Raw genomic sequence first — 19,971 nt, forward strand, 5'->3', positions numbered from 1 at the left:
AATGCTGTCGAATCACGTTGTAGTCACGCCTTAACGTAGAGATGCAATGCCACGCGTCTCCATTAAACTTTATTTGAGACTCAAGGCATTGCTTTTCTACGGTGTAATAAATACTAAAATGTGTTTTGTCGTCATCATCTCTTTTTTGCAATCCAATTTATAAACCTTGATCTATATAAATTGAAATCTATTTCTTTATTCCTATAACATAATTCTCCCTATAAAAATATTCGATTTGTCGGCAATTAATATATTTCTATATATCTGTGTTTTTTATGTTTGGTATTGTCTCGTATTATGATATTAAGTTTTATTGTGAGATGATATGATGTGTAATTATATTGTTGTGAAAATATATTGAAAAATTATCTGTATATTTCATTTATTGAATGCAAAGGTTGAATATGTGTCATCGGGCTAAATAGTTCTTAGAGTTAGATGGGGCAGATATACATAGTTTTTTGTTTTAAGATGACATTCTTGTTGGGTTATATGTAATCAATTGATTACTAATTGTTTTACTGCATTAAATTTTTATGATGAAGAAAAAGTGGTTGTTTTTATGTTTTGTAATGTTGAGTTTGACTCAAGTCTATAGTCAAGGATATTTTTACGATTTAGGTCAAAATGGATTTACTATGGGGGCCAATATAAGTTCCAATAATGGAACTACACTCTTTGGAGTGGAGCCTAGTTATACCCTGAATGGCAAACTATCAATGGGCTTGGGCTTGGGAATTTCAGATTCCAACGACTTCGGATCGAGTTCAACTTTCGTAGGACCATTCATTAATTATTTAGTCGTCAAACAAGGAGAAAAAGATATTCCTTTGAATGTAGGTTTGGGAGGAAGTTTTCTACATAGTACTTATAAGGATATTGATGATTTAACAGTGAATATCATTAGTGTTCATTGTGATATTTCCCATGTAGTAGAAACCTCATATAATTTAAAAATTATACCTATTGTTGGGTTTACTTGGGTAAGAAGTACAGTAAATATTGATGATTTTGCAAATATAAGTGGTAGTGCTCTAGGTTTCTCAGTAGGAGGGGCTTTGGTTATCGATAAATTTTATATAGCGCCAGCTATAGGATTTTCGGATGGAGAATCTAGTTTTGTACTAAATTTTGGAATGAATTTTCCCCAGTAAAAATATTGAATATTTGAGGATGGCATCGGAAGTTGTATTATAGGATAGTCTAAAAGGAAATTAGATTCTTTCTTCTGGACTTATTATTCTTCGCCTTACAATATTCCTTTCCTATCTCCATCTTACCTGTAAGTAGGATCTAAATCATAGATATTGGTTTTCTTGCGGATAGATGAGTTGAGCACCGACAACAGGTTATTGGACTTAAAGAAATTAATCTATTATAATTTCAAATAAAAGTAATAATCATTTTTTTAATTAATATTTCAACCCCAATGAAGAAACTTTTATATGTTTTAATGGTGTCATTTACAATTGGATGTACACCCCAGCTTAGAAACCAGATAGAATATAATGATGAAAGAATAATTGAAATCGAAGATTATCCACAAGAACATTTAATGGTCAATACTATTCGGTGGATGACTAGGCTCTTTAATGATTTAGGCAATGTCATTCAATATCATGACAAAGAAGCTGGAGTAATTGTTGGAAAATTTTTGGTGGACTCAGAATCATTTGATATTACTAATGTTCGAATGTCGGTTGAGGTTTTAGCAAAGGATGACAAAGTTAGATTGATATTTAGATCCTCTTTTTACCCAATTTCTAGTGATGAAGTTGTTATTCCTGATAAATTACCAAAACGAGCGGTGGGTTATTACAAGTTGGTTCAGGAAAAGGAAGAGACAAGGGCAGTTAGGTACTATGATTCTACCGCCAATCAATCTATGGTGTCCATGTATTGGGATGCAATGACTGAAGAATTAAAATGGTATTTAATCCAGGAAAAGGATTCATTATAAAGTAAATGGATCTAATATATATGATGTTTAATTTGGGAATTTATTTTAGTAGTCCTTCATCGTGGAGGCTGAGATACATCGTTTGATATCATTTCAAGAAAGGATTCAACGTAATACTAGTAAATTATACTATTTTGTACTAAATCAAATTCTTGCAAAGGTTTATATCTTTTTAATACAAGCAAAAATCTCTTTATATATTGACATGTTTAGAACAGAAGTTAGGCTACCTATTTTTTTTCTCAGTAATGGTATTTATGCCCAAAGCAATGGTGATTATAGTGCCGACGTAGAGCGATATAATCCCTAAACAGGGAAAGAATCAACCTATCGTTTAATCGTTGACTTGTCCGATAGAAAGGTGATTACGATAAATTGGTCCAATGGTGGTCATCGTGATGACTTTGTTCCGGCTCCAATATTCAAATGATAGAGCTTCTGTTCGGAATGATGACAATGTAGCTTTTAAGGTGAAAATATTGAAAAAAGGTAGAGATTGTTTTAGTGGTTTTTCCGAGCAGAAACAATGTACTGCATTGACCAAATTGCATAAAAGGTGTGACTAAGTGTAGTGGATAGCAATCGATGGATATTTTGTCCATCGGACGAAGGAATCGAGGCCACTGCGCCGAGGTAGTTTGCCAAACTTTCTTTCACGAGCCAATAGTCAATCAAAGTGATCCTGGGTAACTATAATAATCATCGGCAAGATGAGACCTCAAAAAGTAGGTTGAAGCATTATCAATAAAAACGATCTAAAAACTTTAAAGATATCTATTTAACCGTTGGTTATGAATGTATTTGGTCCAAGGCTTCAAGTAAATGCCATGTCCATAGTTAAATAGTCGCAGTATTTGATTTTAATATCCATTAATCTGTTTTAGAGTAGGTTTTGTAGAAAAGAGAAGGTTTAAGAAGAAATTTTAAATGGATTAATTTATTTTAAAGGTTGTATTAATTATTCAAAGAGTTAGAATTCCTAATTTATACGTCTTGCCATTGAAACACTACTAACATAAATTATGAAAGCCATTTATTTTGAACGCTATGGAAAGCCAGAAAAAGTGCTTAAAGTCAAAGAGCTAGATAGGCCGAATCCCCTTGAAAATCAAATATTAGTTAAGGTTTATGCGACATCCATCAATGACTACGATTGGAGCCAAGTTCGAGGGAAACCTCTAATCTATCGACTCATGTTTGGTCTTATTCGACCCAAACAAAATATTTCTGGCATGGAGTTCTCCGGTGTGGTAGAAGGCATTGGACCAAGCGTGAAACATTTTAAGGTGGGGGATGCTGTATTTGGAGATATATCGGAAACAGGATTCGGTACTTTTGCCGAGTATATCTGTGTAAATGAAAAAAGTGTGACCTCCATGCCTGATGGTTTGAGCTTTGAAGAAGCCACAGCACTTCCTCATGCCCTTACTTTGGCTTTTCAGGCTTTGGTAGACATTGGCAAAATGGGCAAAGGCCAAAATGTCTTGATCAATGGAGGAGGAGGTGGAGTTGGTAGTCTCGGTCTACAAATAGCCAAACTCTATGATTGTGAGGTGACTGGAGTGGATATCGGACATAAACTGGCTATGATGACTTCTCTAGGCTATGACCATGTCATTGATTATCAAACTAATAATTTCACTAAAGCAGGGATTAAATACGATTTGATTCTAGATTGTAAGACTGGTAAATCTCCCTTTGCCTACCTTAGAGCATTAAAGCCCAATGGCCGATATGTAACCATCGGAGGTCGGTTATCCAAGTTGATTAGCTTATCATTGTTAAGTAAAATAATTTCTTTGTTGTCTTCGAAAAAATTACACATTCTCAGTTTAAAGGCCAATAAGGATTTGGCCTATCTCAGTGAGGTATTTATAGAAAATAAATTTACAGCGAATATCGATGGGCCCTATAGTTTCGAAGATATTCCGGGATTGATCCAATATTTTGGAGAAGGTAAGCACAGTGGGAAAATTGTGGTTCGGATCGCCAATTGAATATTGATGTCTGATCACTTATACAGAAAACATATCCTAATGTTATTTTATATTCGATATTATTTATATTGATGAATAGCAGGGGGCCGAAAATGATAGCGACATAGTTGTTGTCCCAAATTATCCTTCTACTTTGTCATCGGTATCATATATTTACCTGTTATTGTCAATTTGAAAACTAAACCATACCCGAACTGGCTGCTTTTTTGATCAACAAAGCTGTGTTTTTTACATCAAATTTTCTTAATAGATTTTTTCGATGGCTGTTAACCGTCAAAACACTTACAAATAATTTTTTTGCAATTTCGTTGTTGGTTAAACCTTCTGCAATGTATTGAAGCACTTCCTTTTCACGAGGAGTTAAATTGATGTCGTTAGGACTCTCACTATATTGTCGCTTGGTTTCTGGACGAAGACGTATACATATTCCTCCATTATTTACTTCTTTAATTGTGGAAATTATTTCTGATTTTTCTGCATTTTTTAATAAATATCCAGAAGCACCGGCTTCCACCATTTTGTTGATATAGCTTCGTTGAGAAAAAGTGGTTAAGGCTATTACTTGGATGCTGGGAAACTCATGCTTAATTTTTTCACAAAGTGTTATACCGTTTATATCAGGTAAATTGATATCTAACAGGGCTACTTCAGGAACTTCCTTCTTGATGGCCTCCATGGTCTCTATGGCATCTTTGCACAGATGAATGAGATTGATATTTTCATCATTGGTCAGGAGGTTTTTTAACCCTTCAAGTATTAGGGGATGATCATCGACAATCAATACTTTTATTTTATTGGTCATCTGTGTTTAGTTTTATTTCTACCATTATCACTGTTCCTCGACCTACTGTACTATTGATTTCAATGCGGCCATTGAGGTATTCTACTCTGTTTCGAATATTCTTCAATCCAATACCTTTGTGGTTTAGAGAAGGATCAAATCCTCTCCCGTTGTCCTCTATGGATAGGGTGATGTTTTGATTTTCACGGTTCAATTGAATATAGATATCGGAAGCTTCGGCATGTTTTATAGAGTTGTTTATCGCTTCTTGAATAATCCGATACAGGGTGATTTCAGTGGACTGAGCCATAGGTTTATAGTCATAAGAGCTGTAGTGGATTTGGGTTTTACTGTGTTGATTGATATCGTTGATATAATCTCTTACCGTATCGTCTAATCCAAAATTAATTAAGGCTTCGGGCATCATATTATGGGCTACTTTTCTCATTTCTGAAATAGCTTGGTCTAATTGATCAAGTGCTTTGTGAAAGACTTGATGATTGGATTCACTTAATATTACGTTTCCGTCCATAGTGTTTAATGTAAATTTTAATCCTGATAATATACCTCCGAGACCATCGTGTAAGTCTTGAGCAATCCTCTGTCGCTCATCTTCTTGACCTTGAATGATAGATTCTGAAGTGATGATTTGTTTTTCTTTCTCTAATCTTTTCTTTTCTTCCTTGGCGATTTTAGCCTTAAATTTCCAGCGTTGAACAACGATTAGTCCAATGGTAGATATTAGAACGATAAGTCCAATGAGTGCGAGAATCCACCATTTTTGTTTTTCTTGTTGATATCCCATGGATAGTATCTGCGCATCCTTTTTAGCGGATTCATATTTTTTTTCCAAACTCAGTAATTGGGTTTTAATTTCACCTCCCCTTAGTGAGTCAGACAATTGTTTCCCCTTCTCATAATAATGAAAGGCCTTTTCATATTCTCCGATGTCGGCATGATTTTCCGCATAATTGATATATAAGCCGTCTAAAATAAAATTGAGGTTTTCGGATTCTGCAAATGGAATCAATTCATTGAGTATAAGATTGGCTTTCTCAGGCTGATTATTGAGGCTATAGGCTAATGCCAATTCCTTTTGAGTGAGTAATCGATAGATGTTTGCGCCCCAATCTTTTGATATTTCTAATGCTTTATTGGCATATTCAATGGCTTTCTGGGCTTGTTCTTTGGATCGATACACCACGGATAAATATCGATAAATCGGTTCTAGTAAAGTGTTTGATTCGATATTTTGAGCAAGGGTTTTGGCTCTATCTAGGTGTTTCTCCCCTTGGTCATGGTTTTTTGAATTATTGTATGTATTCCCTAAATTTGTGAGAATTTCAATTTCCAATACCGTGTCTTTAAGGGACTGAGCAATAGGCAGAGCCTGGAGTAGAAAAGAAAGTGATTGCTCTAAAATAGCACTGTCCAAGAGAATGTCGCTAGAGAAGTTGTTGTACAATATACCTAAGGTCAACATCAGTCGTCCTACTTTTTCTTCATCATTGATAGATTGATAGATGGTTAGTGCTCTGCGCAGATAAGTAATCGCGGAGTCGTAATCGCCCAAATAGTTGTATGATATACCTATGTTGGCCAATTGCTTGCCTAGGTAGGTCGAGTCCTCAATTTGTTTGGCAATATCAATGCTCTGAAGATTGAATTCCAATCCTTGTTCTATTTCTCCCTTGTAATTGAGCACGTTGGTATAACCAGCATAATAATTGACTATACCTTCTTTGTAATCTATTTTTTCACTTATGGTTTTCACTTTTTCAAATAGTATGCCGGCGGAATCTACATCAATACTGAGGATATAGAATCCAAGATCGTAGTACATGTCGGCCTTGCGTTTAGTATCTTTTTTTTCTTTGGTTATGGCCAACCACATTTCTTCGGCAGCCAAAGAATCTTTGGGTACTTGTCCATAGACGATGTGGATGTTGAAAAATAGGATAAAGTAGATTAGAATATTCTCCGGTTTAATTGACAAGTTCATGGTGCTGATTAGTTTAGCTTAAAATTGCAAAAAATTATTTTGCCATCCAATCCTCTAAAAGTGGGATTTTAAATTTCCCCCATTTAGGGGATTGTGAGATATAACAACATGGTTTACCTTTACCAATAGAAATTATCCCTAAGTAAGATTTTGATATTTGTTAAATGACTAAAATAATATATCGTGAATAATGTTTGTATTTTTTCAATAGCTATTATTATGTTTTTTATTTTATCTGTGGAGACCAAGGCACAAGAAACAGTTAGTGCAGGGGGGGATTATATAGAGTCTCCATTGGCTTCTGTGGAGTTTGCTATTGGGCAAATCGATTTTCAATATACTGCAGGGAGTCAAGGCTCTATATCAGAAGGGTTGCTTCAGAATTACGATGTATTGACGTCGATTAAGCCGAGTTTTTTACCCGATTTAAATATAGAGATTTTTCCCAATCCAACATCTGATTTTCTCAATGTACACATTAAATCCCTATCCATTAGTGATGGTGGATATGAGGTTTATATCACCAATGCAGTGGGGGTGGTTTTAGAAAAGTCGGAGATTGAAGCTGGCCGGAAGACGGTTTTTAAAATTAGTGAGTATCCAACAGGGATATACTTTGTTCAACTCAAACAAGGCAGTAGATATAGCCAATTTTACAAAGTGATAAAACAGTAATTTCTTTATGCCAAAACATTTTATCGCAGACAATTATAAATTCATTTGGTATTAACCTTTTTCTACTGATGACATATTATTCTAGCCTATGTTCTCGACAATAGGGCTGGTGAACTATATCCATTTTCTATTAAAACTAAATCAGCTAATTATGAAAACCCTAACCAATCTATTTTTTTTGATTTTATTTGGACTGGTGCAAAATTTTGCACAGAATGCCAATTCAGGAATTAGTTATCAAGCAGTAATAAGAAACAGCAACAATGTCTTGGTGAAAAATGCCAACATTGGCCTTCGGATTTCAATATTAAAAGGAGGGGGGAATGGCACAATACTGTATAGTGAAACCCAGAATGTAAAAACCAATCCCAATGGACTCATGAGTATTCGCATTGGGGAAGGGATGGTATTGTCCGGCGATTTTGATCAATTGGATTGGTCACAAGATCCACATTATCTTAAGACGGAAATTGACCCTCAAGGTGGGAGTCAATACGTGTTGGAAAATGTGTCTGCTTTGACTGCTGTGCCCTATGCCTTTCACGCCAAGACTGCTGACGATGTTGATGATGCCGATGCCGACCCTCTAAATGAAATTCAAACCATTCACTTTGCAAATCATCAATTGAGTATTGATCAAGGGAATACCGTTGATTTAAGCAGCTTAGCTAATACGGATCAACAAGTATTGAACTATAACTCCTCCAATGGGGAATTGACTATATCAGGTGGAAATTCCATTTTTTTACCGATTACTCAAACAGGAGATCAATGGGGGAGTCAAACCGTTGTAGTAGACCATACCTTGACTGGGGATGGAACCGTAAATAATCCCCTTTCAGTAAATCAAATAAATCAAAATTCGCTGTGGTCGAAGAATACCGATAATGATGATATTTACTATAATCAAGGTCAGGTCTATCTAGCGAATTCCAATAAAGACAAATTGGAATTAGATCCGAACAATATTTCCTTTCGAGGAGAGAATAATGTTTTTACGACCCAACTCAATAATGGTGAGCTGAATATCCAGGGATTTGATAATAGTGTCGAGGCCAGATATACTGCTGTGGGCAGTATTTTTTCCAATGATGAAAATTCTTCATTGCTGTCATCCGACTCTTTGGTCTTTAGGGATACATTCGATAGGGTTATTACAAGCTATTCCAAAGACAGTTTGTTTTTTAGAAAGCAGATCGGATTGCTCTATCCCGATGTGGTTTCAATAAAGGCGGATAAATTAAAATATGAAACTCTTTATTCTGGGCTAAAATCTGAACTGACCAGTGGTAGCCTTCATTTTGTCCACGATGATTTTACAAGCTATTTGAATTCCTATCAATTTGATATTTGGGAAACAAAAACACCTCAGCCTTTTCGTCGATTTATAGCTTCGGGCGATAGTTTGCAGTTGTACAATGCTGCAAAGTGGAAGGTCATAGATCTTCAAAGTGATTCTAAGAATGGAGGTTCAATTCAGTTGTTCGATCTCTCGGGAAGAAGAATGTTGTCTTTGGGTAAAACCAGAGATCAACTGCAAGTGGACGGTCCATTAGAAGGAGGGCGAATGAGTTTGTACGATCACAATGGATATTCAAAAATAAATGTTTCAGTGGTAGATGGCGATGGTTATTTTGACATCAGCAGTGATACTTCTTATATGCACTCTAGTTCTGGGCAAATGAGTTTTGGAAAGATTACAGGATCAGGGGATTTTAGGTTGTTAGAAGATCCTAATGTGATTTTTGGTTACGATGAAAAATACGATTTGGGTAATTTGCGATTCTTCGCTGGTAGTAATCAAAGCCCTACGGTGTTTCTTGGAAGTTCTCCTTTTGAACCCCTCAATGGCCAATTGTGTCTGTATGCTGGAGATCAGGTGATGGAAAAGGTTTGCGCTTTGGCCACTTTGGATGACGGAGGTGAATTTAGATTAAATGGTGATACTTTTACTAAGTTTTATGCCGGTGGGTATGACAACAAGGGAATGGCATATATCAATGATGAGTTGGGTCGACAGAGAGCAGGAATGATGATTAATGAATATGGTGAGAGTAAGATCTTTACGAGAAATGGCAAGTTTTCGATAGAGGATGAAAATGGGATGGAGAAGGTTAAATTGGGGCGAGCTGAATTGTTAATGGGGCTAGAGAATGGATTCCCTAGATTGGCATTGGGATTAGATCATTTTTCCAGTGGTGGCGCGGCTTATCAACTTCTAAAAGGCGCAAATGGTCAGCCTAATGTTTATTTGGGGAGTAGTGGATCAGAAACCTATCAACACGATATTGGGCAAATTAAATTGTTCGATGGTTTCGGTGAGGTAGGGGCAATAATGGATGGTTTGGGAAATATGCAAGTGAAGTCCATTAAAATGGTCGATGATAGTGGATTCAATCGGTTTCAAGTAGGGTATTATTTTGGTGGCAGTATATTCGCTCATCTCTCTGGCAATACTCAGAAACCTGTAGTGGTATTGGATGCCGGTACTGATGGAGCCAGTGGAAAAATAGCAGTGAATGATAACAATGGCAATACTAGAGCCAGTATGTATGTTGACCCCAATACGGGGAATGGTCATATAGTGGCTCAGGTTAAAAACTTTCGAGAAGATCATCCCACTAATCCACATAAAGAGATATGGTATGCTTCCATAGAGGGACCAGAAGCGGCCATATACGAAAGAGGGACTGCGCAATTATATGGTGGTGAGGTTTTTGTGCCATTTTCTGAGCATTTTAAATTAATGTTTAATCTTTCCTCTTCTACCGTCCAACTGACTCCTAAGCATTGGGATACCTTTGGATTGGCGGTTACTAAGATTACTGAAAATGGTTTTTATGTTAAGGAATTAAAAGGTGGACAAGGAGATTTTGCCTTTCATTGGGAGGTGAAGGCCGTGAGAAAGGGCTATGAAGCTTTTCAACCTATAAGAGATAAAAAATAAAGATATGAGAACAATATATAATATGATATATCTTCTTTTAATGGTCAGCGTTTTCATAAGTTGTGGAAAAGAAGATATAGAGGCTGAAAGCACTTCTATAATTGCAGATTATCCTTTGATATCTCATTTTGATGATGTCTCGGGTAATAATCCTGCGATTAATCAGCAGAATGTAGTTTTTGAAGACCAAAGTATATTTATAGATGGAAACTATTTATGGGATGATGATACAGGTTCAGTATTGTGGACATCTGTCATCGAAAAATGGGATCTTGATGATTTTAAAATTAGTTTAGATTTTAAGTTAGTTGAATGGCCACAACGTTATAAACCCATTTTAGTGTTGGGGAATTCAAAGCGATGGGGGATGATTAGTGTTTCTCCATTAGGATTTATGAATTCGGCTTTTCATGACATTCCTCCTCAAAAAGAAAATAATACTATAGAAAAAGTGGAGACTAATGAATGGCATAAGTTATTGATAGAGTATAGTTCCGATCAGTCTCGGTTTGAGGTGTATTTAAATGATAATAGAGTCATCCTAAAAGAGAATTTTCAAATAATACATGGAGGCGATCAAACTTTGGCCGCTCATCATGGAGGATTAGGTATTATATTTCATGGAAATTGGAAGAATTTGAAGATTTATTGAGTTTGGAGTGTTCCTGATAGCCTATAATTGTAATGGTTTTGGAAAGTAATACGAAATACATTTTATGTTGACCGAATGTAGCTCGAAGAACCGTAGACCTTAAATAGGTCTACGGTTCTTCGGATTACATTCGGTCGTGAGCTTCATTCAGTCATGCATTTACATAAGTAAATCGGAAAATAACCGATAATTATAAATCTATTTGCCAAGCCGAGTGATTAAATATTTTAATTGTCCAGACTTCTTATTCCAACTACCAATACCCATTAAACTTAAATATTATTTTAAAACGAGTATGGTAGGGGAGGATGACATGCATTTTGGTCATCATTTAAGTTGTAATTATTAAATAAAAGAAGTTCTTTTTTTTATTTTAATGATTACAAAAAAGTCCATTTTTTAAAAATATCATGATTTTACTAATGGTCTAGACTGTTTTCAAGATTTTTCGGGATACCGTGATAACCTTTTTATTTATAGTGGTTACATCCTTTTGGTATTCCAATGAGATCTATTCTCTGATGCATTAAAAAACTATTCATGTACGCATTTGCTTTGAATCAATGACGAGTATCGGGAAGGATAATTTTTAACTCTGATATGGTGAGATTCTTCGGATCAAAGGTGAATTGCTTATCCTGAATATTGGTATTATTGGATTTTTCTATATTCTGAGACATTAGAAATATTGTATATGAAGGAATTTAGCTCATAAAAACCCTATTCTATATTTTGTTTTAACATATTCTAAAAAAATTTAAACATTAATTAATATCAATCTAAAATATTGAACCTGACTATGATTTTTAGGTCAGTGCTAATGTAGTTAGAATTACTTTGCATACTTCTATACATTGTATATGATATAAGATTCCTATATTGGGGCGGGTTAGAAAACTGGGAATCGGTTTATGTTGAAATTTAAATTCTACCTTTTTGTTTTAGTCAAGATGTTAAATGTCCATTAAGTATACACTTAGTAAATGATGGGAATAGAACCTTGTTTAGACTATGGGGCAATATCGAAAAGAATTAAAAGGATTTTTAAATGTGCAACATAAGTTTATTATCTCTGTGTGTAAGCAGGGTGTTAAATAAGCTTGAAAAAAGATCTAAGATTGTTAAGTTTTTCAAATTGATTTTCAATATAAATGCAAATCTTTTGGTTTAGGAGACAATTTTATTTTTCTTGCTTTAGAAAACTGAATAGTCTATTTCTTTACATTTTTCTGGGCTTAGAAAAGTCAATGTCGCCCCATATAGTTTATGACGGGATGTTGTTGTCTAAAATGAATTTAGACAAAGGCAGCGAAATAAGGTGGAAGTGGCTAATAAAAGCATATAGTAAAAAAACTTAATTTTAAACAAAATAATATTTCATGGAAGCATTTAAGTCATTTTTAGGGAATTCACCCCTTTGGTATAAAAGGACGATTTTAGCGTTTTTAATATTGAACCCTATTTTATTATTCACCGTTGGTCCTACAGCTACGGGTTGGATAATTATCGGTGAATTTATATTGACATTGGCCATGGCTTTGAAGTGCTATCCATTACAATCTGGTGGATTGATCGCCATTGAAGTTGTTGTAATGAATATGACGAGTCCAGCTACGGTTTTTCACGAGTTGGAAGGGAATCTCGAGGTCATATTATTGTTGGTGTTTATGGTGGCTGGTATTTATTTTATGAAGCCATTATTGATGTTTATCTTTGGAAAGATATTTGTCAATGTTCGTTCGAAAGTTCTGTTGTCCCTGTTGTTTTGTTTTATTGCGGCTTTTTTAAGCGCATTTCTTGATGCCCTGACAGTGACGGCGGTATTGATAAGTGTATTTGTCGGTTTTTACCAAGTATATCATAAAGTGCATTCGAGTAGTGCGGATTTTGACCAGAGTGGGGTAGAGGATAGGAAAGAACTTAGTGGTGAAAACCTCGATAATTTTAGAAGTTTCTTGAGAAGCTTGGTAATGCACGGAGCGGTAGGTACTGCCTTAGGTGGAGTTTGTACCATTGTTGGTGAGCCCCAGAATCTATTAATTGGGGACAAATTAGGCTGGGATTTTATTCAATTCTTTTTAGCTATGGCACCGATTACCATGCCGGTATTGGTAGCGGGATTATTGACCTGTGTAGCCCTGGAAATGACTGGTAAATTTGGTTTTGGAACAAAACTACCAGAACAAGTAAGAAATATCATTGAAGGATTTTTGGAAGAAGAAGATGAAAAACGGACCAAGTCTGAAAAATACGCTTTAATTGTTCAAGGAGTTTCGGCTATATTTTTGATTGTTGCCTTAGCTTTTCACTTGGCGCCAGTGGGATTGATCGGACTTTCCATCATTGTATTGCAGACCGCTCTTTCGGGAATTACTGATGAGCACAGTATTGGTCACGCATTCGAAGAGGCATTGCCATTTACAGCATTATTGGCCGTGTTTTTTGTAATTGTTGGTATGATTCACGATTTGCATTTGTTTAAGCCAATTATTCATTATGTATTGGAACAAAATCAATCTATTCAACCGGCGTTGTTTTATGCAGCAAATGGCGTGTTGTCTATGATTAGCGACAACGTATTTGTGGCGACGGTCTATATCAATGAAGTAAAAGCTGCATTCGATGCAGGAACCATTGATAGAAGCCATTTAGAGACCTTGGCTATTGCTATCAATACAGGAACGAACTTGCCAAGTGTAGCGACACCCAATGGTCAAGCTGCATTTTTATTTTTATTGACATCGGCTTTGGCGCCAGCGATTCGATTGTCATATGTTAAGATGATTATTATGGCATTACCATATACCATTGTCCTAGGAGGTGTTGGTTTATTGGGAGTAATGTACTTCTTGTAAAATATTGAGAGAAATCTACAATCGGGGCGAATTACAAAGTCGGGGCGAATTGCAATTCGCCCGAACTTGCAATTCGCCCCGACTTTACTTATTTTAGCCCTTTAATTTATGGGTGACAGAGATTCTTTATTTAAGTACAATATTAATTCCGGGATAAGATATGCGGTCTATATAGTGATTAGCTTAATCGCTTATTCAGGGACGGTCCATGGCCAAAATAGAGATATTGAGGAGATGTGGATGCGTCAGCGTGATTCCAGTGAGCTTTCATTTAATCAAAGGAATTATTTATATATTACCGATGATGAAATGTTGGAGATCTTTGATGCTCAACCGAGTTTTGGATTATTTCACGATAATTATTTTATAACCGGTATTCCTACCAATAAAGAAATAAATGATCAAACTGCAGATGCAAAATTCCAAATAAGCATCAAACAGCGGTTGACCAAATCAATTCTACCGGGGAAAACGACCTTGTTACTTACTTATACTCAAAAATCATTTTGGGATATTTATCAAAATTCATCTCCATTTGCAGAGAGCAACTACAATCCAGGGCTTACTTTGGTGCGTCCTATCTTGCACGATCATCAATTAAAGGGAGCAGCAGTCCTAACATTTGAACATGAATCCAATGGTCTTGACTCTATTAGTTCGAGAAGTTGGAATTACTTTACGCTATCTGGTATATATTTTTACAATGCCAATATTTCAATCCAAGCTAAGTTGTGGGCAGGTATATTGGGGGATGAAAACAAAGATTTGAATCAATACCGTGGGCATGGATTGCTGGCATTTAATTTTAGAAATAATAGGGACAATATCTGGACATCGCTAGTGGTCAACCCCACGGCGAAGTTGAATAGAATTAATACTATTTTCGAGTTCAATTATAAACCAAGCTTAAAAGCCAATCAATATCTGTTTTTACAGTGGTACAATGGATATGGAGAAAATTTAATTGATTATAATCGATACACATCGATGATCCGAATAGGGGTTGGGATCAAGCCTCCTATGCGGAATTTTTATTGATACACTCTTCTGTTATTTAAATACCAGCTGTGGGTATGAGAATTTTTTTTCATAAGCATCGTCGGGTCAAGAATCTTTTCATTGAATATATCTTCTGTGGGGGTGAAATGCAAATCATCCTATAACATCTTATAAAAATATAAAAAGATCTTTTAGTGTTTTATATCGATAAAATTTATTACCTTACATCTAATATATGTATCTTATAGCGTTGAGAATGTGGTGATAAGAGACTTTTGAAAATTGAAACTAAATACTCAATATATCATGATTAGTCTTCAAATGTTTGCCCCGAATAGTCTGTTGTATGTCTTCATATTCTTATTCACCTTGACAAGCTGTAAGAATGATCAAAATAATGTGACAGCGGCTGTTGATTCTACAACCATCACCGTCCAAGGTGAAATGGAGGCAGAACTTACCTCACCACCCCACGTGCCTGCTCCAGTGGGAGATAGACCTGCCAAAAAAATCAATGTGGAATTGGAAATCCTAGAAAAAGAAGGGGAAATGGCCGATGGCGTGACTTATATGTATTGGACTTTTGGCGGCTCAGTACCGGGAAGTTTTATTAGAACAAGGGTAGGAGACGAGGTAACTTTTACCCTCAATAATCACCCTGAAAATAAGTTGCCTCATAATATTGATCTTCATGCTGTGACAGGTCCTGGTGGGGGCGCTACTTCATCATTTGTAGCTCCAGGTCATGGTGTAACTTTTTCTTTTAAAACATTGAACCCCGGGTTATATGTCTACCATTGCGCCACAGCACCAGTCGGTATGCATATTGCCAATGGAATGTATGGATTGATTTTGGTCGAGCCTGCTGGGGGATTGTCGAAAGTCGATAAAGAATATTATATTATGCAAGGGGATTTCTATACAGAGGGCGAAATTGGTCAACCTGGTTTTCAAGCCTTTGATATGCAAAAAGCCATCGACGAGGATGCCGATTATGTAGTGTTTAACGGCAAAGTGGGAGCCCTTACTGGGGATCAAGCCATTACCGCCAATTTGGGGGAAACCGTGAGATTGTTTGTGGGCAATGGTGGGCCAAATTTGGTATCGTCTTTTCACGTGATCGGAGAGATATTTGATCGTGTTCACATTGAAGGCGGAACGGCTATAAATAAGGATGTACAGACAACACTGATTCCGGCTGGAGGTGCAGCCATTGTGGAGTTCAAAGTGGAAGTGCCCGGTACATTTATCCTTGTCGATCACTCCATCTTTCGAGCATTTAATAAGGGGGCTTTGGCCATGTTAAAAGTTGAAGGTGCAGAGGATTTGGCTGTGTATTCGGGTAAACAAATCGAAGGAATATACAACCCCGAAGGTGGAGGGGTACAATCCATGCCTCGCATTTCGCCAGCCCGACCTAAAGCAGCTAATTTAAAAGAAAAATTGGTTCTTGGTCAACAAATCTATTCACAGACTTGCTTTGCTTGTCATCAAGCCCAAGGACAAGGAATTCCCAATGCCTTTCCGCCCTTGGCAAAATCCGACTATCTCAATGCCGATGTCAATCGTGCCATCGATATTGTACTGCACGGTAAAACTGGTGAAATTACTGTTAATGGTCAAACTTACAATAGTGTAATGACGGCCCAAGTGCTGACCGATGAAGAAGTGGCCAATGTGTTGACTTATATTTATCACAATTGGGAGAATAATAAAACTGAAGTGACCGAAACCATGGTAGCTGCAGCTAGAAACAGTCATTGATCATGAATAAGATTGGTATTATATTGATGGCTTTTTTATTTCCGCTGTTTGGATGGACACAACGACCAACAGAAGTTAAAAAAATAGCAGGTGGCTATTTTGTCCCTCTTTATGGTAGCAATGACAAGGAAGTTTATGTTGATGATTTTCTATTGGATGTATTTCCTGTTACCCAACAACAGTTTTTAGAATTTGTAACAGCACATCCTAATTGGAGGAAATCACAGGTGGTAAGACTTTTTGCTGATCAAAACTATCTTTCAACTTGGCCATCAGATAGTAGCTTTGGAGAATTAATAGAAATGCAGTGGCCTGTGACCAATGTTTCTTGGTATGCAGCCAAGGAGTACTGTGCATGCCAAGGTAAGCGATTGCCTGCTATGGATGAATGGGAATATGCGGCCATGGCCAGCGCTACAGAAAAGAATGCACAGCGGGACAGTGTGTTCAACCACATGATCATAGAGGGATATGAGCGCCCCAAGACATATAAGAACGAGGTGGGAACAACGTATAAAAATTTCTGGGGCATTTACGATATGCATGGCTTGGTTTGGGAATGGGTCAGTGATTTTAATTCGGTGTTGATATCTGGCGAATCCAGACAAGATGTCGATGTCGAAAGAAATTTGTTTTGTGGCAGTGCTTCAATTAATGCATCCAATTTAATGGACTATGCCGCATTTATGCGGTATGCTTTAAGAGGCAGTGTAAAAGCGAATTATAGTATTCAAAATCTGGGATTTAGATGTGCTAAAAGTATTGAAAAATGAAATATTTATTATTTATATCCAGCCTTTTTTGCCTTGGAGTTTTTCCTGTAGTTTCTTGCCAAAACCAAAACCAAAACCAAGAGATCGCTAACGAATATCGATATCAATGTCCCATGAAATGTGAAGGCGAAAAACAGTATAGCCAAGTCGGGACTTGTCCAATATGCCATATGGATTTACAAAAGATCAATACCGAGAATGCGATTTCTTTAGAGGATAACTCGATTTTACCTACTTCGATTTTCAACTTGAGCTCTAGTTGGACTACTCAAGATAAAGAAACTATAACTTTAAAAGATCTCAACGGCCAAGTCTTGGTTATGGTCATGATCTATACTTCTTGCAAAGCCGCTTGTCCAAGGTTGGTGGCAGATATGAGAAATATTTTTGATAAAGTCAGTCGCGATGACGTGAAATATATTTTTGTAAGTATTGATCCAAGTACCGATACCCCTGAGCGCTTAAAAGCATTCGCCATTGAAAATCAAATGGACAATGAGCAGTGGCTTTTTTTGAGGGGCAATGAGGATGATGTTAGAGAATTAGCTAATGTGTTGGCAGTGAAGTATAAACAAATTGCCCCTCTCGACTTTTCACACTCCAATATTATTTCGGTCATTGATCCATCTGGCCTACTTGTTTATCAGCAAGAAGGTTTAGGAGCGAATAGTAATTCGATCCAACAAGTCGTCGATAAGATCAATGACTTGTTTTTGTAGTCCTAAAGGGTTGTATGTAATTCGTATAACCTATAGGTTTTGACATTAAAATGTAAGGTCTTGATAAATCTATCGGTATTGATGATACGTCTGGATTTGCTATATTAGAAATTGCAATACAGATTCAGAGTAGTATTTTATTGATTTTTGTATTTACACCATTTAAACCTTTTATATATCTAAGCATTTATTTAGTTTAGGACTGTAATTAGGTACAATGGCAAGAAAGAAAAAATACAATGAAGATGAAGTTATAGAAAAGGCAATGGCCTTGTTCTGGCGCAATGGTTATGAATCGACATCGGTTCGCGAGCTGGAAAAGGAGATGGGCATCAATCAATTTTCTATTTATGCCAGTTTTGGAAGCAAGCAAGGTGTGTTTCTGGAAAGTGTAAAATGTTATGAAAAGAAGATTCGGTCCATCACCGAAAAGTTAAGTAAGTCTTCTAATGGTTTGACTGGTATCAAGCAGTTTTTTTATGATTTTTTATCGTTTTCTATGGATGAAAAAGGTCAAAATGGCTGTCTGTTAATCAATACGGTCAACGAAATCGGCCTTACTGGTGATCCAGACATCCTCGATGAAATATTAAAGTTTTCTAATTATATTAAGTCTTTATTTATCAATAATTTAAATCAAATTGGGCAATTTTCTGATGAATATATTGAAAGAAGAGCCAATTACTATTTTATTGCATTGCAAGGGTTGACAGTGGCATCCAAGGTGTTTCCTAAGGCAGAAATAGAGGATTTTATTGAAATCACATTCGAGAAATAATCTTTTTATTATTAATCTAAGCAATTGCATAGAATATTGTGCGCTAGATATTTCAATCAATGAATCAATTATAAATACATTGGGTATATATATGGAGGTTGGTCACTGATGACTGGTAGTCATATCTTAAATAGGATTGAAAGGGCTGTCACGCCTAAACGTAGAGACATGACGGAATGGAAATTTTTATGGGATTTGCGGAACAATCAGGCCAAACAAACTAAAATAAGTCCTGACAGGACGGAATATGTTAGGGCAGGACGAAGTCCTGTCGTAGTTTTGTTACATTGAAAGGGAGTCCTATAGGGACGACATAATATCCAATGGTGAAATGCTATCGACATACGGTGCAATCATGTCGGAGCACAGTGGCTAAATACCTTATGATTAACGGTGCAGTCATGCCTAAACGTAGAGACATGACGGAATGGAATTTTTTATAGGATTTGCGGAACAATCGGGCCAAACAAACTAAAATAAGTCCTGACAGGACGAAATATGTTAGGGCAGGACGAAGTCCTGTCGTAGTTTTGTTACATTGAAAGGGAGTCCTACAGGGACGACATAATATCAAATGGTGAAATGCTATCGAATTACGTTGCAATCACGCCTCGGCACAGTGGCCAAAAACCTTATGATTAACGGTGCAATCATGCCGGAGTGAACGAGCAAAGTGCAAAGCACCAGAGCCCGTAAATTGGGCTCTGGCGAGAGAAGTCGCAGCCACTGCGCTGCGACGAGATTCCAATTCGCTATCGACATACGGTGCAGTCACGCCGGAGCACAGTGGCTCCGGTTCCTTCACCCAATCGACATTTAGTCGATTGGATACTTCGTATTTCGTTCAGTCATCCACCCACGACACAGAGGTCGTCTTCCCTCATCAAATGCCTATTTAAGGCATTTGGTTACTCTAAAGAGCAACTACATTCGGTCATATTTAGGATCAATGGTTGCTCTTATCCACCCACCCGAGGGATGGAACCCTCGGCTCCTTCATCCCCAGCCCTCCCGAAACGCGGAGGTTTCGGCTCCTTCATCAGATGGACATTTAGTCCATCTGGTAGAC

The 19,971-nt window shown here is 36.7% G+C and carries 15 protein-coding genes; 13 read left to right on the forward strand and 2 right to left on the reverse strand.

What is annotated here, in order from left to right; all coding sequences use genetic code 11:
- Nucleotides 1–536: 536 nt before the first annotated feature.
- The 3 genes from LVD51_RS12390 to LVD51_RS12400 all read left to right on the forward strand — a co-directional run bounded on the left by LVD51_RS12390 (nucleotide 537) and on the right by LVD51_RS12400 (nucleotide 3,957).
- A complete protein-coding gene (locus LVD51_RS12390; RefSeq protein ID WP_236971694.1) occupies nucleotides 537–1,154 on the forward strand; it encodes a hypothetical protein in 618 nt (205 codons plus the stop codon).
- Nucleotides 1,155–1,429: 275 nt separating this feature from the next.
- The gene (locus LVD51_RS12395) at nucleotides 1,430–1,960 is read left to right on the forward strand and encodes a DUF4468 domain-containing protein (RefSeq protein ID WP_236971695.1); all 531 of its coding nucleotides are present in this window, start codon (nucleotides 1,430–1,432) and stop codon (nucleotides 1,958–1,960) included.
- A 1,022-nt stretch (nucleotides 1,961–2,982) separates the two neighbouring features.
- The gene (locus LVD51_RS12400) at nucleotides 2,983–3,957 is read left to right on the forward strand and encodes an NAD(P)-dependent alcohol dehydrogenase (protein WP_236971696.1); all 975 of its coding nucleotides are present in this window, start codon (nucleotides 2,983–2,985) and stop codon (nucleotides 3,955–3,957) included.
- Nucleotides 3,958–4,135: 178 nt separating this feature from the next.
- Here the strand turns inward: LVD51_RS12400 and LVD51_RS12405 are convergent, their stop codons facing one another.
- Both LVD51_RS12405 and LVD51_RS12410 read right to left on the reverse strand, forming a co-directional pair.
- Nucleotides 4,136–4,759, reverse strand: coding sequence for a response regulator (locus LVD51_RS12405; protein ID WP_236971697.1), 624 nt, complete (start codon nucleotides 4,757–4,759; stop codon nucleotides 4,136–4,138).
- Nucleotides 4,749–6,740, reverse strand: a complete 1,992-nt coding sequence (locus LVD51_RS12410; RefSeq protein ID WP_236971698.1) for a tetratricopeptide repeat-containing sensor histidine kinase — start codon at nucleotides 6,738–6,740, stop codon at nucleotides 4,749–4,751. The genes LVD51_RS12405 and LVD51_RS12410 overlap by 11 nt, the downstream gene beginning before the upstream one ends.
- 219 nt (nucleotides 6,741–6,959) lie before the next feature.
- On the opposite strand from LVD51_RS12410, the gene LVD51_RS12415 reads away from it, so the two are divergent.
- The 10 genes from LVD51_RS12415 (at nucleotide 6,960) to LVD51_RS12460 (ending at nucleotide 19,801) form a co-directional block, all read left to right on the forward strand.
- A complete protein-coding gene (locus LVD51_RS12415) occupies nucleotides 6,960–7,415 on the forward strand; it encodes a T9SS type A sorting domain-containing protein (RefSeq protein ID WP_236971699.1) in 456 nt (151 codons plus the stop codon).
- A 151-nt stretch (nucleotides 7,416–7,566) separates the two neighbouring features.
- Nucleotides 7,567–10,362 carry a hypothetical protein gene (locus LVD51_RS12420; protein ID WP_236971700.1) on the forward strand — a complete coding sequence of 932 codons (2,796 nt, stop codon included), beginning with the start codon at nucleotides 7,567–7,569 and terminating at the stop codon, nucleotides 10,360–10,362.
- Between the two features lie 4 nt (nucleotides 10,363–10,366).
- Nucleotides 10,367–11,014: a hypothetical protein gene (locus LVD51_RS12425; RefSeq protein WP_236971701.1), complete on the forward strand. Its 648-nt coding sequence runs from the start codon at nucleotides 10,367–10,369 to the stop codon at nucleotides 11,012–11,014.
- 1,379 nt (nucleotides 11,015–12,393) lie between these two features.
- The gene (gene nhaB / locus LVD51_RS12430; protein ID WP_236971702.1) at nucleotides 12,394–13,869 is read left to right on the forward strand and encodes a sodium/proton antiporter NhaB; all 1,476 of its coding nucleotides are present in this window, start codon (nucleotides 12,394–12,396) and stop codon (nucleotides 13,867–13,869) included.
- Between the two features lie 108 nt (nucleotides 13,870–13,977).
- Complete coding sequence (locus LVD51_RS12435; RefSeq protein WP_236971703.1) at nucleotides 13,978–14,907, forward strand: phospholipase A; 930 nt, start codon at nucleotides 13,978–13,980, stop codon at nucleotides 14,905–14,907.
- 267 nt (nucleotides 14,908–15,174) lie between these two features.
- Nucleotides 15,175–16,632 carry a copper-containing nitrite reductase gene (gene nirK / locus LVD51_RS12440; protein WP_236971704.1) on the forward strand — a complete coding sequence of 486 codons (1,458 nt, stop codon included), beginning with the start codon at nucleotides 15,175–15,177 and terminating at the stop codon, nucleotides 16,630–16,632.
- 2 nt (nucleotides 16,633–16,634) lie between these two features.
- Nucleotides 16,635–17,405, forward strand: a complete 771-nt coding sequence (locus tag LVD51_RS12445) for a formylglycine-generating enzyme family protein (RefSeq protein ID WP_236971705.1) — start codon at nucleotides 16,635–16,637, stop codon at nucleotides 17,403–17,405.
- Nucleotides 17,402–18,124: an SCO family protein gene (locus LVD51_RS12450; RefSeq protein ID WP_236971706.1), complete on the forward strand. Its 723-nt coding sequence runs from the start codon at nucleotides 17,402–17,404 to the stop codon at nucleotides 18,122–18,124. The genes LVD51_RS12445 and LVD51_RS12450 overlap by 4 nt, the downstream gene beginning before the upstream one ends.
- A 217-nt stretch (nucleotides 18,125–18,341) precedes the next feature.
- Nucleotides 18,342–18,902, forward strand: coding sequence for a TetR/AcrR family transcriptional regulator (locus LVD51_RS12455; protein WP_236971707.1), 561 nt, complete (start codon nucleotides 18,342–18,344; stop codon nucleotides 18,900–18,902).
- 644 nt (nucleotides 18,903–19,546) lie between these two features.
- Nucleotides 19,547–19,801, forward strand: coding sequence for a hypothetical protein (locus tag LVD51_RS12460; RefSeq protein ID WP_236971708.1), 255 nt, complete (start codon nucleotides 19,547–19,549; stop codon nucleotides 19,799–19,801).
- Nucleotides 19,802–19,971: the final 170 nt, after the last annotated feature.

The sequence above is a fragment of the Membranihabitans marinus genome (assembly GCF_021729155.1).
In the GTDB taxonomy this organism is placed as follows: Bacteria; Bacteroidota; Bacteroidia; order Chitinophagales; family Saprospiraceae; genus Membranihabitans; species Membranihabitans marinus.

What these genes read in the sequence shown, in the direction of transcription:
- LVD51_RS12425 (WP_236971701.1), top strand. Translation starts at nt 10,367, where the DNA reads ATGAGAACAATATATAATATGATATATCTTCTTTTAATGGTCAGCGTT.
- LVD51_RS12410 (WP_236971698.1), bottom strand. Translation starts at nt 6,740, where the DNA reads ATGAACTTGTCAATTAAACCGGAGAATATTCTAATCTACTTTATCCTA.
- LVD51_RS12400 (WP_236971696.1), top strand. Translation starts at nt 2,983, where the DNA reads ATGAAAGCCATTTATTTTGAACGCTATGGAAAGCCAGAAAAAGTGCTT.
- LVD51_RS12415 (WP_236971699.1), top strand. Translation starts at nt 6,960, where the DNA reads ATGTTTTTTATTTTATCTGTGGAGACCAAGGCACAAGAAACAGTTAGT.
- LVD51_RS12445 (WP_236971705.1), top strand. Translation starts at nt 16,635, where the DNA reads ATGAATAAGATTGGTATTATATTGATGGCTTTTTTATTTCCGCTGTTT.
- LVD51_RS12450 (WP_236971706.1), top strand. Translation starts at nt 17,402, where the DNA reads ATGAAATATTTATTATTTATATCCAGCCTTTTTTGCCTTGGAGTTTTT.
- nhaB (WP_236971702.1), top strand. Translation starts at nt 12,394, where the DNA reads ATGGAAGCATTTAAGTCATTTTTAGGGAATTCACCCCTTTGGTATAAA.
- LVD51_RS12455 (WP_236971707.1), top strand. Translation starts at nt 18,342, where the DNA reads ATGGCAAGAAAGAAAAAATACAATGAAGATGAAGTTATAGAAAAGGCA.
- LVD51_RS12420 (WP_236971700.1), top strand. Translation starts at nt 7,567, where the DNA reads ATGAAAACCCTAACCAATCTATTTTTTTTGATTTTATTTGGACTGGTG.
- LVD51_RS12390 (WP_236971694.1), top strand. Translation starts at nt 537, where the DNA reads ATGATGAAGAAAAAGTGGTTGTTTTTATGTTTTGTAATGTTGAGTTTG.
- nirK (WP_236971704.1), top strand. Translation starts at nt 15,175, where the DNA reads ATGATTAGTCTTCAAATGTTTGCCCCGAATAGTCTGTTGTATGTCTTC.
- LVD51_RS12405 (WP_236971697.1), bottom strand. Translation starts at nt 4,759, where the DNA reads ATGACCAATAAAATAAAAGTATTGATTGTCGATGATCATCCCCTAATA.
- LVD51_RS12395 (WP_236971695.1), top strand. Translation starts at nt 1,430, where the DNA reads ATGAAGAAACTTTTATATGTTTTAATGGTGTCATTTACAATTGGATGT.
- LVD51_RS12435 (WP_236971703.1), top strand. Translation starts at nt 13,978, where the DNA reads ATGGGTGACAGAGATTCTTTATTTAAGTACAATATTAATTCCGGGATA.